This window comes from Kribbella sp. NPDC000426, assembly GCF_040300265.1.
Classification (GTDB): Bacteria; Actinomycetota; Actinomycetes; order Propionibacteriales; family Kribbellaceae; genus Kribbella.
In genome coordinates, this window is the sequence record NZ_JBEPDK010000008.1 from 279,020 (window position 1) to 292,475 (window position 13,456).

The following is a 13,456-nucleotide window of genomic DNA, read 5'->3' on the forward strand; positions in this document are numbered from 1 at the left end:
CCGTGAGTCGAACCAAGAACGCGGCTCTTCTCTTGGCCGCGGTGGCTCTGCTCGCCCTCGCGGGCTGCAGTGGCAAGCAGGAGAAGGCCGACAATCCGGGCGGGGCGATCATCCGCAGCAGCCAGGACCCGAACGGGTTGCGCGGCGCCACCCTGGACCAGCCGTACTCGATGCCCGCGACCACCCTGACCGACACCGGCGGGAACCCGTTCAACCTGGTCACGTCGACGAAGAAGCCGGTCACGCTGGTGTTCTTCGGCTACACGAACTGCCCGGACGTGTGCCCGACGGTGATGGCCGACGTTGCCTCCGCGCTGACCAAGCTCGACCAGCCGGTGCGCGACCAGATCCAGATGCTGTTCATCACCACCGACCCGTCACGCGACACCGGTCCGGTGATCCGCAAGTACCTGGACCGGTTCGACCCGTCGTTCACCGGGCTGACCGGGTCGCTGACGACGATCAAGGACGTGGCGAAGGCGGTCGGCGTACCGGTGGAAGGGATGCAGAAGCTTCCTTCCGGAGGGTACGAGGTCGGTCACGGAGCGCAGGTGATCGGCTTCGGGAAGAACGACAAGGCGACCGTGATCTGGCTGTCCAACGCGGCCATCGGCGACCTGGCGCACGACTTCGGGAAGCTGGTGGCGGACAACCAGTGAAGGTGTGGTTCCCGTGGGTCTCGCTCGTCGCCCGGCTCGTCCTGGGCACTGTGATGCTGGTCGCCGGTGCGTTGAAGGTCACTGATCCGGAGACGGCTGCCCAGGCGGTCCGCGCGTACGAGCTGCTGCCGTCGGCGCTGGTGCAGCCGGTCGGCTGGGGATTGCCGTTCCTGGAGATCGCGATCGGGTTGCTGTTGATCGTCGGCTTCGGTGTCCGCGCGTCGGCCGTCGCCGCGGGTGTTTTCATGATCGTGTTCATCGCCGCGGTGTCGTCCGCCTGGGCGCGCGGGCTGTCGATCGACTGCGGCTGCTTCGGCGGCGGCGGTCAGGTGGCCGCGGGCCAGACGAAGTACCTGCAGGAGATCCTGCGGGACGTCGGCCTGCTGGCGCTGGCCGTCTGGCTGTGGCTGAACCCGGTCAGTAAGTTCGCCGTCGCATCCGAATCACCAGGACCGCAAGGAGCCACCGCGTCGTGAGCAACACCAATCCGCTGCTGCAGCAGAACAAGCGCAGGATCTCGCCCGGGATCGTCGTGGTGATCGTCCTGGTCCTGGCACTCGCCGGCGGGGTTGGCGTGCAGTACTACCGCGGTCACTCCAAGGTCGAGGTCAGCTCGAACGGCCGGCCGGAGCCAACCGTCATCACCGGCCCGGGTGTGTCGGGCAAGGGCGTCACGGTCGGCAAGGCCGGCGCGAAGGTCAACATCGACCTGTACCTCGACTTCCGCTGCCCGCACTGCGCGGAGTTCGAGGAGCAGACCGGCGCGACCGTCGACAAGCTCGTCCAGGACGGTACGGCGACGCTGACCTACTGGCCGCTGCAGTTCGTGAACCCGGATGCCTCGCCGCGACTGGCGAACGCGTTCGCCGCGGCCGCCGCGAACGGCAAGGCGCTGAGCTTCGCCGACGAGATGTACGGCGACTTCTCGAAGTCGTGGACCACGGACCAGCTGATCGAGCTCGGCCAGCAGCTCGGGGTCGGTGACGAGAAGTTCCAGCAGGCGGTGCAGAACAACACCTACGCCGGCTGGCTGGAGTCGGTGGGCAAGGCGGCCGACGAGCGCGGAGTGACCGGGACGCCGACGGTTTACGTCAACGGCAAGCAGTTGCCGACCGACCAGTTGAGCTCCGACGGGCTGCAGAACGCCGTCGACGCGGTCGCAAGCTGAGGCCCCATCGTGACCGTGCGTTCCTGGCAGTGCTCTGGTGGGTCGAGTAGCGTTCCCCCTTGCCATGTCTAGTCTGATTCCCGCCGTGATGGTTCCGGCGTTCATCCCCAGCCCGAGCCAGGGTGTCTGGCACGTCCTCGGCCTTCCGATCCGCGCGTACGCGTTGTGCATCCTGGCCGGCATCTTCGTCGGTTACTGGCTCGGCCGCCGCCGCTGGGTGGCCCGCGGCGGGTCCGCGCCGGTGCTCGCGGACATCATGTTCTGGGCGATCCCGTTCGGCCTGGTCGGTGCCCGGATCTACCACGTGGTGACCGATGCCGAGCTGTACTTCGGTGCGGGCCGGCACCCGATCGACGCGCTGAAGATCTGGCACGGCGGGCTCGGGATCTGGGGCGCCGTCGGGTTCGGCGCGCTCGGCGCGTGGATCGCCTGCCGGCGCGCGAAGGTCCCGTTCCTGGCGGTCGCGGACGCGATGGCGCCCGGGATCGCGCTGGCGCAGGTGTTCGGCCGGTTCGGCAACTACTTCAACCAGGAGCTGTTCGGCCGCCCGACCACGAAGCCGTGGGGCCTGGAGATCTCGCCGGAGCACCGCCCCGCCGGGTACGCCGACTTCGCCACGTTCCACCCGACGTTCCTCTACGAGGCGGTGTGGAACCTCGGCGTCGTCGCCCTGGTCATCCTCGTCGACCGCCGCTACAAACTCGGCCACGGCCGCGCCTTCTTCCTGTACGTCGCCGGCTACACCGCCGGCCGCGCCTGGATCGAGAACATGCGCATCGACACCGTGAACCACTTCCTCGGCCTCCGCCTGAACGTCTGGACTGCCCTCATCCTGTTCGTCCTGGCCGTCGCCGCGTTCATCATCAGCGCCCGCAAATACCCGGGCCAGGAAGACATCACCACCGGCGCCGCCGCCGGCAAGCCGAGCGAACCGAAGGCGGACGCCGACGCGCCCGCAGACGAAGCGCCCGACGCCTCCACCGAGGGAGCAGACCCCGCGACCGCGACCGGCGACTCCTCCGGGACAACCGCTGGTGACTCCACCGCCGGCTCGGCGGGGCCGGCCGGAGGGCCGGCTGCCGAGGCGAATCCGCAGCCGAAGGTTGACGTGAAGAACGGCGCCGATTCAGATGGGTCTCGTGACTGAGACGCCTCAGGTTTCGAATGAGCACCACGGGGACCACACGCACCGTGATGTGAACGGCGGCTGGCTCCGGCCCGCCGTGTTCGGCGCGATGGACGGCCTGGTGTCGAACTTCGCGCTGATCGCCGGCATGGACGGCGGCACCAGCTCGGGCTCGAAGTTCATCGTGCTGGCGGGTCTGGCCGGCCTGGCCGCGGGCGCGTTCTCGATGGCGGCGGGGGAGTACACCTCCGTCGCCTCCCAGCGCGAACTCGCCCACGCCGAGATCGAGGTCGAGCGCAAGGAGATCAAGAAGCACCCCCTCGACGAGGAGATCGAGCTCGCCGAGACGTACCGCGCGAAGGGCCTCGACCCGGACCTGGCCAGCAAGGTCGCCAAGCAGTTCCACGCGAACCCGGACCAGGCCCTCGAGGAACACGTCCGCGAGGAGCTCGGCATCGACCCCGGCGACCTCCCGAACCCGGTGATCGCGGCCGCCTCGTCGTTCATCTGCTTCGCGGTCGGCGCCTTCATCCCGCTGGCGCCGTACCTGTTCGGCGCGGGCAGCGTCGTACCGTCCCTGATCCTGTCCCTCACGGCCCTGTTCGTCTGCGGCGCGGTCGTCTCCCGCGTCACCAGCCGCTCCTGGTGGTACTCCGGCCTCCGCCAGCTCCTCCTCGGCGCCGCCGCAGCCGCCCTCACCTACTTCGTGGGCACCCTCGTCGGCCCCGGAATCGGCTGACCAAGGGGTAGCGCCGGCGCTACCCCGAGAGTCGATCTCGCGTGATGGTTCGCGCCAGGCGCCTCCGCCTAGCGTGTGCCCATGACCTCGACCACCCTCCTCCGGCCGTGGCAGGCGCTGACCTCCGCCGCGGCCGCCACCACGGCACTCGTCGTCGCCTTCGTGCTGGCTCCCGCCGCGCTGGCGAGCAGCCGGGCGACCGCCGGCCTCGGTAGCGAGGCGAACTTGATCGCGACCTTCCGCAGCGCGTTCGTCGGGTACTGGCAGACCGGCAACGCCGACTTCGGCGCCGAACTCCAGCCGGTCGTCGACTACTGGTTCCGCTACCACGTAGCCAAGGCGCTGCTCGCCGCCGCGCTGCTGGCGGCGCTCATCGCCCTCGGCGTGCTGAGCTGGCGAACGTTCCTCCGCACCGGTGGCCTCCGAGCCGCGGGTCTGGCAGTGAGCGGCGTTCTGTCCACGGCTCTGGCCGTGGTCTCGCTCGCGGCCGTCATGGCCAACATCCACGGAATGGCCGCGCCGTTCGGTTCCCTGCTCCCGATGCTGTTCGGCAACCCCAAGGCTTCAGGCCCGCTGCCGGACACCCTCGCCCAGGTCAGGCAGCACCTCGCTGACGGCCAGAACTCACCCGCTCTCGACGTAATCCGCAGTGACTACGTCAAGTTCCACGCGGTGATGGCCGTCGAGGGCACGCTGGTGGTCCTCGCGCTCGTCGTCCTGTCGGTCTTGCTCTGGCGGGGGTTCGCGAGGGCGGACCGTGCGGAGCGACGGTCCAGGCGACTGCTGGCGGCGTACGGCGTCTTCGTGCCGCTGCTGGCGCTGACCCTGGCCGTCATCGTCGTGGCGAACGCGACCACCGCGGCCCATCCACTACCCGCCCTGGAATCCTTCTTCGCCGGTGGCTGGTGATCAGATCGGCTGCGACTGGGTGAACAGGCCGCTGTAGGCGTTGAGCGCGGGCTGCCCGCCGAGGTGGGCGTACAGGACGGTCGAGTCCTTCGGGATGTCGCCGTTCCGGATCAGGTCGATCAGCCCCGCCATCGACTTCCCCTCGTAGACCGGGTCGATGATCATCCCCTCGAGCTGCCCGGTCAGCCGGATCGCGTCGAGCGTCGACTGCACCGGGATCCCGTACTCGTCGCCGGCCCACCCGTCCAGCACGGTGATCTCGTCGTCCCGCAGCTCACGCCCCAACCCGATCAGCGCGGCCGTCGCGCGCGCGATCCGCTCGACCTGATCACGCGTTTCCTTCAGCTTGGCGCTCGCGTCGATCCCGATCACCCGCCGCGGCCGGTCCTGCCCGGCGAACCCGGCGATCATCCCCGCATGCGTGGACCCGGTCACCGAGCACACCACGATCGTGTCGAAGAAGACCCCGAGCTCGCGCTCCTGCTGCTCCACCTCGTACGCCCACTGCGCGAACCCGAGCCCGCCGAGCCGGTGGTCCGAGGCGCCGGCCGGGATCGCGTACGGCGTACCGCCGCGGGCCTGCACGTCCTCGAGCGCCTGCTTCCAGCTGTCCTTGAACCCGATCCCGAACCCGGCCGGGTCGAGCCGCACCTCGGCACCCATGATCCGGCTGAGCAGAATGTTGCCGACCCGGTCGTTGAGCGCATCCGGCCAGTTCACCCAGTTCTCCTGGACCAGTACCGCCTTCAGCCCCACCTTCGCGGCGACCGCGGCGACCTGGCGGGTGTGGTTCGACTGGTACCCGCCGATCGACACCAACGTGTCGGCGCCCTGGGCGAGCGCGTCCGGGACCAGGTACTCCAGCTTGCGCGTCTTGTTCCCGCCGTACGCAAGCCCCGAGTTGCAGTCCTCCCGCTTGGCCCACACCTGCGCCCCACCCAGATACCCCGACAACCGCTCCAACGGATGCACCGGGCTAGCCCCGAACAGCAACGGATACCGCGGAAAATCACTCAGTGCCATGGCGTTCCTCCACTAGGGTCAACAGGATGTTCCCCGGCGCGATCGACATCCCCCCGGCCGCCTATCTCGACCACCTGGGCACCATCTTCACCCGCTTCGCCGCCCAGGACTCCGGAAACGTCTCGTACGGCGTACAGACCGCCGACGCCAGGTACTTCGTCAAAACCGCCGGCGACCCCACGGACACCCGGCCGTACCTGGACTTCGAAGGACGGGTGACTCTCCTCCGCAACGCTGCCGAACTCGCATACTCGGTCACGCATCGCGCCCTGCCGACCCTGCACGCGCTGGTCGAGTCACCGGCCGGACCGCTCCTCGTCTACGACTGGCGCGACGGCGACCTCCTCGGCCCGGCGCTCGAACGCTTCAGGTCCCTCCCGACGGAGGAGATCCTGAGCGCGCTCAACACCCTCTACGAACTCCACGCCGAGCTCGATGGCGCAGGCTGGGTCGAGGGCGACTTGTACGACGGCGCGATGATCTACAACTTCACGAGCCGCCGCCTCACCGTCATGGACCTCGACACCTATGTCCGCGGGCCGCACCACAACACCATGGGCCGCATGTTCGGCTCTACCCGCTTCATGGCCCCTGAACAACTCACCCTGGGCGCCGCCATCGACACCCGCACAACGGCATACGTCATGGCCCGCGCCGCCCGGGTTCTCCTGCCGGAGCCACCTCCCGCGCTGGACGCCGTTCTCGAGCACGCGACGACGACCAGGTTCCCGACGTACCCGGCCTTCTACGAGGCGTGGCTAGCTGCCTCATCCACGACCGCCAACAACGAACCCAACCGTTGGACGTGATCACCGGGGTCGGGCTGTGTGAGGGCCCACGCGGCTCGTGAGACTCCGGTGTAGGCCGCGACCAGCGCGGCCCCACGCCGTACGTCGCCACCGTGTGCGGCCACGAGGTCGTCCAGCGGCGTCCGGACCGCAAGCGTCAGATAGCCGAGATCGAACCCGGCAGGACCCAGCCCGAACTGCTCCCAGTCGATCGCGAGCACGTCGTCGCCGTCTCGGCCGAGCAGGTTCACCGGATGCGCGTCCCCGTGTGTGGGCACCCGCGGGAGTCCGTCCAGGACCGCCAGCGCGGGCTCCCGCCGTACCCACAGCTCCTCGATCGCCGGAGAACTCAAGCCGGCTCGGGTCAGCGCAGTCCATCCACCCCGCAGCTCTACGGTCCGCAGACGGTCCCGCAACACGTCCCGAGCACCCCAGACCGGCTCAGCCACACAACAGCCTGCGAACCGCCCCAGAGCCTCGGCCAGAGCCTCTCCAGTCCACGAGGCGGCAGGCGTGTACTCCATCCGCAGCGTGATCCCCGCCGCGTCACGCTCCACCCCCAAACAGGCAGGCGCGCGAAGCCCCGGCGTACCGGCGACCACACCGGACTCGGCTACCAGCGCCTGGCGCTCCCAGTAGGCGTGGTGCCGTGGATCCTCCACGCCGGGCAGCAGGCGCTTGACCACCTGGCCGTCTGGCGTGAGCCAGACGCCGCCGGTGGCCTGGCCGGTGCCGGAGGTGAGGGGTCGCCAGTCGGGGGAGGGCTTCCAGGGCATAGCAACGGCCTATCAGGATCTCGTGGTCTCAACAGGTGAATTTCAGACGGCTTGGGTGGTTGCGGAGGCGGTGGGCTGGGAAGATGGGAGGCTAGTAGTGAGCGCTTGCTTACTGTGGGTCATCAAGGCGTTGCGCGGTGGACGGGAAGTCCATCTGGTGGGCGTCATGAGGTAGTCTCGGGACACCCGGCTTGGGCCAATGTTGTCCCGCGGCCAGTTGTATTTGACCGTAGGACGACGGGAGCCCCTGAATGTATGGTCGCCCCCCATTCCCGAGCGAGGGACTCTACGACGGGCAGCACGAGCACGACGCTTGTGGTGTTGCCTTCGTCGCGACCCTGACCGGTGAACCGAGCCACGACATCGTGGCCAAGGCCTTGACCGCCCTGCGCAATCTCGAGCATCGCGGCGCGTCCGGCGCCGAACCGGACTCCGGCGACGGCGCCGGCATCCTGCTGCAGGTCCCGGACGCCTTCTACCGCAAGGTGTGCGAGTTCGAACTGCCCGCACCGCACAGCTATGCGACCGGTATCGCGTTCCTGCCCGCCGATCCCGACGACGCCGCGAAGGCGATCAACCGGATCGAGGAGCTTGCCGCCGAAGAGCAGCTGAGCGTCGTCGGCTGGCGGGACATCCCGACCACGCCCGACCTGCTCGGCGCCACCGCGCGTTCGGTGATGCCGACGTTCAAGCAGCTGTTCGTGACGGCGACGGCGGGCCGCGTGCTCGGCCTGGCGCTGGAGCGGATGGCGTTCCGGCTGCGCAAGCGCGCCGAGAAGGAGACCGAGACCTACTTCCCGTCGCTGTCCGGCCGGACCATCACCTACAAGGGGATGCTCACCACCGACCAGCTGGACAAGTTCTTCCCCGAGCTGACCGACCCCGACCTCGCATCCGCGATCGGCATCGTGCACAGCCGGTTCTCCACGAACACGTTCCCGTCCTGGCCGCTGGCCCACCCGTACCGGTACATCGCCCACAACGGCGAGATCAACACCGTCCAGGGCAACCGCAACTGGATGCGCGCCCGCGAGGCCCTGCTGTCGAGCGACCTGATCCCGGGTGACCTCGAGCAGCTCTACCCGATCTGTACGCCGGGCGCCTCGGACTCCGCGTCCTTCGACGAAGTACTCGAGCTCCTGCACCTCGGCGGCCGCTCGCTGCCGCACGCGATGCTGATGATGATCCCGGAGGCGTGGGAGAACGCCGCCACGATGGATCCGAAGCGCCGCGCGTTCTACGAGTTCCACTCGACGCTGATGGAGCCGTGGGACGGCCCGGCGTCGGTGGTCTTCTCCGACGGTACGAAGGTCGGCGCGGTCCTCGACCGCAACGGCCTGCGCCCCTCGCGCTACTGGGTGACCGAGGACGGCCTCGTCGTCCTCGCGTCCGAGGCCGGTGTCCTGGACATCGACCCGGCGACGGTGACCGAGAAGGGTCGGCTCGAGCCGGGCCGGATCTTCCTGGTCGACGTCGACGCGCACCGGATCATCACCGACGCCGAGGTGAAGAACGCCCTGGCCACCGAGCACCCGTACGACGAGTGGCTGCACGGCGGACTGATCCGGTTCGAGGACCTGCACGAGCGCGAGCACGTCGTCCACAGCCACGCGTCGGTCACCCGGCGCCAGCAGGTCTTCGGGTACACCGAGGAGGAGCTGCGCGTCATCCTCACCCCGATGGCGAAGTCCGGCGCCGAGCCGATCGGCTCGATGGGCACCGACACGCCCATCGCGGTGCTGAGCGACCGGCCGCGGCTGCTGTTCGACTACTTCGCGCAGCTGTTCGCCCAGGTCACGAACCCGCCGCTGGACGCGATCCGCGAGGAGCTCGTCACCTCGCTGTCCTCGTCCCTCGGCCCGGAGTCGAACCTGCTCAACCCGAGCCCGGCGTCCTGCCGGCAGGTGGTGATCCCGTTCCCGGTGATCACCAACGACGAGCTGGCCAAGATCCGCCACATCAACCTCGACGGCGACATGCCCGGGCTGGCCACCACGGTCCTGCGCGGCGTGTACGACGTGGAGAACGGCGGCACCGCGCTCCGGACCCGGCTCGACGAGATCTGCGCCGAGGCCAGCGCCGCGATCAACGACGGCGCCCGCATCCTGGTGCTGTCCGACCGGCACTCGAACGCGGACAGCGCGCCGATCCCGTCGCTGCTCCTGACCGCCGCGGTCCATCACCACCTGGTGCGGGAGAAGACCCGTACGCAGGTCGGTCTCGTCGTCGAGGCCGGTGATGTCCGGGAGGTCCACCACGTCGCGCTCCTGATGGGGTACGGCGCGGCCGCGATCAACCCGTACCTGGCGCTGGAGTCCGTCGAGGACCTGTGCCGGCGCGGCACCTACCTGCCCGGCATCGAGCCCGAGCAGGCGGTCCGCAACGTGGTGAAGTCGCTCGGCAAGGGTGTGCTCAAGGTGATGTCGAAGATGGGCGTCTCGACGGTCGCGTCGTACACCGGCGCCCAGATCTTCGAGGCGAACGGGCTCTCCCCGTTCCTCGTCGACATCTACTTCACCGGTACGTCGTCGCGGATCGGTGGCGTCGGCCTGGACGAGATCGCCGAGGAGGTACGTCGCCGGCACCTGCGCGCGTACCCGGCCGACGGGATCCTGCCCGCGCACCGCAAGCTGGAGATCGGCGGCGAGTACCAGTGGCGCCGTGAGGGCGAGCCGCACCTGTTCGACCCGGACACGGTGTTCCGCCTGCAGCACAGCACCCGGACCGGTCGCTACGACATCTTCAAGCAGTACACGTCGCGGGTGAACGAGCAGTCCGAGCGGCTGATGACGCTGCGCGGCCTGTTCGGCTTCAAGGATCAGCAGAGCGGCAGCGACCGGCAGCCGATCCCGATCGACGAGGTCGAGCCGGTCAGCGAGATCGTCAAGCGGTTCTCCACCGGTGCGATGAGCTACGGCTCGATCAGCATGGAGGCGCACCAGACGTTGGCGATCGCGATGAACCAGCTCGGCGGCAAGTCGAACACCGGTGAAGGCGGCGAGGACCCCGACCGGCTGTACGACCCGTCGCGGCGGAGCTCGATCAAGCAGGTCGCCTCGGGCCGCTTCGGCGTCACCGCGGAGTACCTGACGAACTCCGACGACATCCAGATCAAGATGGCGCAGGGCGCGAAGCCCGGCGAGGGCGGGCAGCTGCCCGGCCCGAAGGTGTACCCGTGGGTTGCGAGCACCCGGCACTCGACACCGGGTGTCGGCCTGATCTCGCCGCCGCCGCACCACGACATCTACTCGATCGAGGATCTGGCGCAGCTGATCCACGACCTGAAGAACGCGAACCCGGCGGCACGGATCCACGTGAAGCTGGTGGCGGAGGTCGGCGTCGGCACGATCGCCGCGGGTGTCTCCAAGGCTCACGCGGACGTCGTACTGATCTCGGGTCACGACGGCGGCACCGGCGCGGCGCCGTTGACGTCGCTCAAGCACGCCGGCGGTCCATGGGAGCTGGGTCTGGCCGAGACGCAGCAGACCCTGCTGCTGAACGGTTTGCGCGACCGCATCGTCGTACAGACCGACGGACAGCTGAAGACCGGCCGGGACGTGATCATCGCGGCGCTGCTCGGCGCCGAGGAGTTCGGTTTCGCGACCGCGCCGCTGGTGGTGTCGGGCTGCATCATGATGCGGGTCTGCCACCTCGACACCTGCCCGGTCGGCGTCGCCACGCAGAACCCGGTACTGCGGGAGCGGTTCTCCGGCAAGCCCGAGTTCGTCGTGAACTTCTTCGAGTTCATCGCCGAGGAGGTCCGGGAATACCTTGCCGAGCTGGGATTCCGGAGCCTGGACGAGGCCATCGGCCACGCCGAGGTGCTGGACGTGCAGCGCGCGGTCGACCACTGGAAGGCCGACGGTCTCGACCTGACGCCGATCCTGCACGTGCCGTCGCTGCCGGACGGCGCGTCGCGGCACCAGGTCGTCGAGCAGAACCACGGCCTGGACAAGGCGCTCGACAACGAGCTGATCCGGATCTGCCGGCCCGCGCTGGAGAACGGCGAACCGGTCCGGGCGCAGCTCGCGATCCGCAACGTCAACCGCACCGTCGGCACGATGCTCGGCCACGAGATCACCAAGCGGTACCGCGCGGCCGGCCTGGCCGACGGGACGATCGACCTGACCTTCACCGGTTCGGCCGGCAACTCGTTCGCCGCCTTCGTACCGAGCGGGGTCACCCTGCGACTCGAGGGTGACGCCAACGACTACGTCGGCAAGGGCCTGTCCGGCGGTCGGGTGGTCATCCGCCCGGACCGGCGCGCCCGGTTCGACGCGGCCGACCAGATCATCGCCGGCAACGTGATCGCGTACGGCGCGACGTCGGGTGAGCTGTTCATCAGCGGCGGCGTCGGGCAACGGTTCTGCGTGCGGAACTCCGGTGCGACCGCGATCGTCGAGTCGGTCGGCGACCACGCCTGCGAGTACATGACCGGCGGGCGCGTCGTCGTACTGGGCGCGGTCGGCCGGAACTTCGCGGCCGGCATGTCGGGCGGCGTGGCCCACGTGATCGACCTGGACCACGCCCTGGTGAACCCGGAACTGGTGGATCTCCACCCGGTCACCACGGACGAGTCCGAACTGCTGCACGACCTGGTCCGCAGGCACTTCGAGGAGACCGGTTCGGAACGGGCGGCCAAGCTGCTCGCCGACTGGCCCGCCGCGGCCGCCAGGTTCACCACGGTGATGCCCCGCGACTATGCCCGGGTGCTGGCGGCCAAGGCGGCCGCCGAGCGCGACGGGCTGGACGAGGACGCCACCACGCGAGCGATGATGGAGGCCATCTGATGGCTGATCCCAAGGGATTCCTGACCACCCCGCGCGAGGTCGCCGACCGGCGGCCGGTGGAGGAACGCAAGCAGGACTGGAAAGAGGTCTACCCCGGTGGACCGGGCAAGGCGCTGCTGCCGATCATCACCAAGCAGGCCGGCCGTTGTATGGACTGCGGTATCCCGTTCTGCCACAACGGCTGCCCGCTGGGCAACCTGATCCCGGAGTGGAACGACCTGGTCTGGCGCGACGACTGGTCGAGCGCGATCGAGCGGCTGCACGCGACCAACAACTTCCCGGAGTTCACCGGCCGGCTCTGCCCGGCGCCGTGCGAGACGTCGTGCGTGCTCGGCATCAACCAGGACCCGGTGACGATCAAGAACGTCGAGGTCGCGATCATCGACAAGGCCTGGGAGACCGGCGACGTCCGGCCCCAGCCGCCGGAGTGGCTGACCGGCAAGACGATCGCGGTCGTCGGCTCCGGTCCATCCGGTCTGGCCGCCGCCCAGCAGCTGACCCGTGCGGGGCACACGGTCGCGGTCTACGAGCGCGCCGACACCCCGGGCGGCCTGCTGCGGTACGGCATCCCCGAGTTCAAGATGGAGAAGCTGCAGGTCGACCGCCGGATCCAGCAGATGAAGGAGGAGGGCACGGTCTTCCGCTCCGGCGTGAACGTCGGCGTGGACGTGACCGGCACCCAGCTCAAGCAGCGGTACGACGCGGTCGTGATCGCGACCGGGGCCACCGCGGCCCGCGACCTGCCCGTGCCGGGTCGTGAGTACGGCGGCATCCACCAGGCGATGGAGTACCTGCCGCAGGCCAACCGGGTCGCGCTCGGCGGGACCGTCGACGACCAGATCGTTGCGACCGGCAAGGACGTGGTGATCATCGGCGGCGGCGACACCGGCGCCGACTGCCTCGGTACGGCCCACCGGCAGGGCGCCCGCACGGTGACCCAGCTGGAGATCATGCCGCGGCCGGGCGACGACCGTCCGGGTCACCAGCCCTGGCCGACGTACCCGATGATCTACCGGGTCGCGTCCGCGCACGAGGAGGGCGGCGACCGGGTGTACGCCGTCTCGACCGTCAACTTCGAGGCCGATGCCGACGGCAACGTCTCGGGGCTGAAGCTGGTCGAGGTCGAGTTCGCCGAGGGCCGGTTCAACCCGGTCGAAGGGACCGAGCGGACCATCCCGGCGCAGCTGGTGCTGCTGGCGATGGGCTTCCTCGGCCCGGAGCGCGAGGGCTTCCTCGAGCAGCTCGGCGTCGAACTCGACGAGCGCGGCAACGTCAAGCGGGACAAGGACTACCAGACCTCGGTCGAGGGCGTCTTCGCCTGCGGTGACGCCGGTCGCGGTCAGTCGCTGATCGTCTGGGCCATCGCCGAGGGCCGCTCCTGCGCCAACGGCGTGGACACCCACCTCACCGGTTCGTCCACCCTGCCGACCCCGATCCCGCCGACAGCACGCCCGCTCGCCGTGTGAGTTTCGCTAGGT

Annotated in this window: 11 protein-coding genes; 9 read left to right on the forward strand and 2 right to left on the reverse strand. The window is 69.2% G+C overall.

Annotated elements, in window-relative coordinates; genetic code table 11:
* Positions 1-2: 2 nt before the first annotated feature.
* The 6 genes from ABT313_RS35880 to ABT313_RS35905 all read left to right on the forward strand — a co-directional run bounded on the left by ABT313_RS35880 (position 3) and on the right by ABT313_RS35905 (position 4,601).
* Complete coding sequence (locus ABT313_RS35880; RefSeq protein ID WP_350863164.1) at positions 3-659, forward strand: SCO family protein; 657 nt, start codon at positions 3-5, stop codon at positions 657-659.
* Positions 656-1,135 carry a MauE/DoxX family redox-associated membrane protein gene (locus tag ABT313_RS35885; RefSeq protein WP_350863167.1) on the forward strand — a complete coding sequence of 160 codons (480 nt, stop codon included), beginning with the start codon at positions 656-658 and terminating at the stop codon, positions 1,133-1,135. Before ABT313_RS35880 ends, ABT313_RS35885 begins: the two co-directional genes overlap by 4 nt.
* Positions 1,132-1,827 carry a DsbA family protein gene (locus ABT313_RS35890; RefSeq protein ID WP_350863169.1) on the forward strand — a complete coding sequence of 232 codons (696 nt, stop codon included), beginning with the start codon at positions 1,132-1,134 and terminating at the stop codon, positions 1,825-1,827. The genes ABT313_RS35885 and ABT313_RS35890 overlap by 4 nt, the downstream gene beginning before the upstream one ends.
* A gap of 64 nt (positions 1,828-1,891) precedes the next feature.
* Entirely contained in the window at positions 1,892-2,974 is a 1,083-nt protein-coding gene (lgt, locus tag ABT313_RS35895; RefSeq protein ID WP_350863172.1) for a prolipoprotein diacylglyceryl transferase, read from the forward strand.
* Entirely contained in the window at positions 2,967-3,692 is a 726-nt protein-coding gene (locus tag ABT313_RS35900; protein WP_350863175.1) for a VIT1/CCC1 transporter family protein, read from the forward strand. The genes lgt and ABT313_RS35900 overlap by 8 nt, the downstream gene beginning before the upstream one ends.
* Positions 3,693-3,773: 81 nt before the next feature.
* Complete coding sequence (locus tag ABT313_RS35905) at positions 3,774-4,601, forward strand: hypothetical protein (protein WP_350863178.1); 828 nt, start codon at positions 3,774-3,776, stop codon at positions 4,599-4,601.
* Here the strand turns inward: ABT313_RS35905 and ABT313_RS35910 are convergent, their stop codons facing one another.
* Positions 4,602-5,624 (reverse strand): 1-aminocyclopropane-1-carboxylate deaminase, encoded by a 1,023-nt coding sequence (locus ABT313_RS35910; RefSeq protein ID WP_350863181.1) that lies wholly within the window; start codon positions 5,622-5,624, stop codon positions 4,602-4,604.
* 26 nt (positions 5,625-5,650) lie between these two features.
* Here ABT313_RS35910 and ABT313_RS35915 point away from each other — a divergent pair, with 26 nt between their 5' ends.
* Positions 5,651-6,433 carry a protein kinase family protein gene (locus ABT313_RS35915; protein ID WP_350863184.1) on the forward strand — a complete coding sequence of 261 codons (783 nt, stop codon included), beginning with the start codon at positions 5,651-5,653 and terminating at the stop codon, positions 6,431-6,433.
* Here the strand turns inward: ABT313_RS35915 and ABT313_RS35920 are convergent.
* On the reverse strand, positions 6,370-7,188 hold the full coding sequence (locus ABT313_RS35920; RefSeq protein ID WP_350863188.1) for a phosphotransferase: 819 nt from the start codon (positions 7,186-7,188) through the stop codon (positions 6,370-6,372). The genes ABT313_RS35915 and ABT313_RS35920 overlap by 64 nt on opposite strands.
* 251 nt (positions 7,189-7,439) lie before the next feature.
* Between ABT313_RS35920 and gltB the strand changes: the two genes are divergently transcribed.
* Positions 7,440-11,978 (forward strand): glutamate synthase large subunit, encoded by a 4,539-nt coding sequence (gene gltB / locus ABT313_RS35925; protein ID WP_350863191.1) that lies wholly within the window; start codon positions 7,440-7,442, stop codon positions 11,976-11,978.
* Positions 11,978-13,444 carry a glutamate synthase subunit beta gene (locus ABT313_RS35930; RefSeq protein WP_350863194.1) on the forward strand — a complete coding sequence of 489 codons (1,467 nt, stop codon included), beginning with the start codon at positions 11,978-11,980 and terminating at the stop codon, positions 13,442-13,444. The genes gltB and ABT313_RS35930 overlap by 1 nt, the downstream gene beginning before the upstream one ends.
* Positions 13,445-13,456 lie beyond the last annotated feature (12 nt).

Bases quoted from the DNA above. Each gene is read 5' to 3' on its own strand.
- lgt (WP_350863172.1), top strand. From the start codon at position 1,892: ATGTCTAGTCTGATTCCCGCCGTGATGGTTCCGGCGTTCATCCCCAGC.
- ABT313_RS35905 (WP_350863178.1), top strand. From the start codon at position 3,774: ATGACCTCGACCACCCTCCTCCGGCCGTGGCAGGCGCTGACCTCCGCC.
- ABT313_RS35910 (WP_350863181.1), bottom strand. From the start codon at position 5,624: ATGGCACTGAGTGATTTTCCGCGGTATCCGTTGCTGTTCGGGGCTAGC.
- ABT313_RS35915 (WP_350863184.1), top strand. From the start codon at position 5,651: ATGTTCCCCGGCGCGATCGACATCCCCCCGGCCGCCTATCTCGACCAC.
- ABT313_RS35920 (WP_350863188.1), bottom strand. From the start codon at position 7,188: ATGCCCTGGAAGCCCTCCCCCGACTGGCGACCCCTCACCTCCGGCACC.
- gltB (WP_350863191.1), top strand. From the start codon at position 7,440: ATGTATGGTCGCCCCCCATTCCCGAGCGAGGGACTCTACGACGGGCAG.
- ABT313_RS35930 (WP_350863194.1), top strand. From the start codon at position 11,978: ATGGCTGATCCCAAGGGATTCCTGACCACCCCGCGCGAGGTCGCCGAC.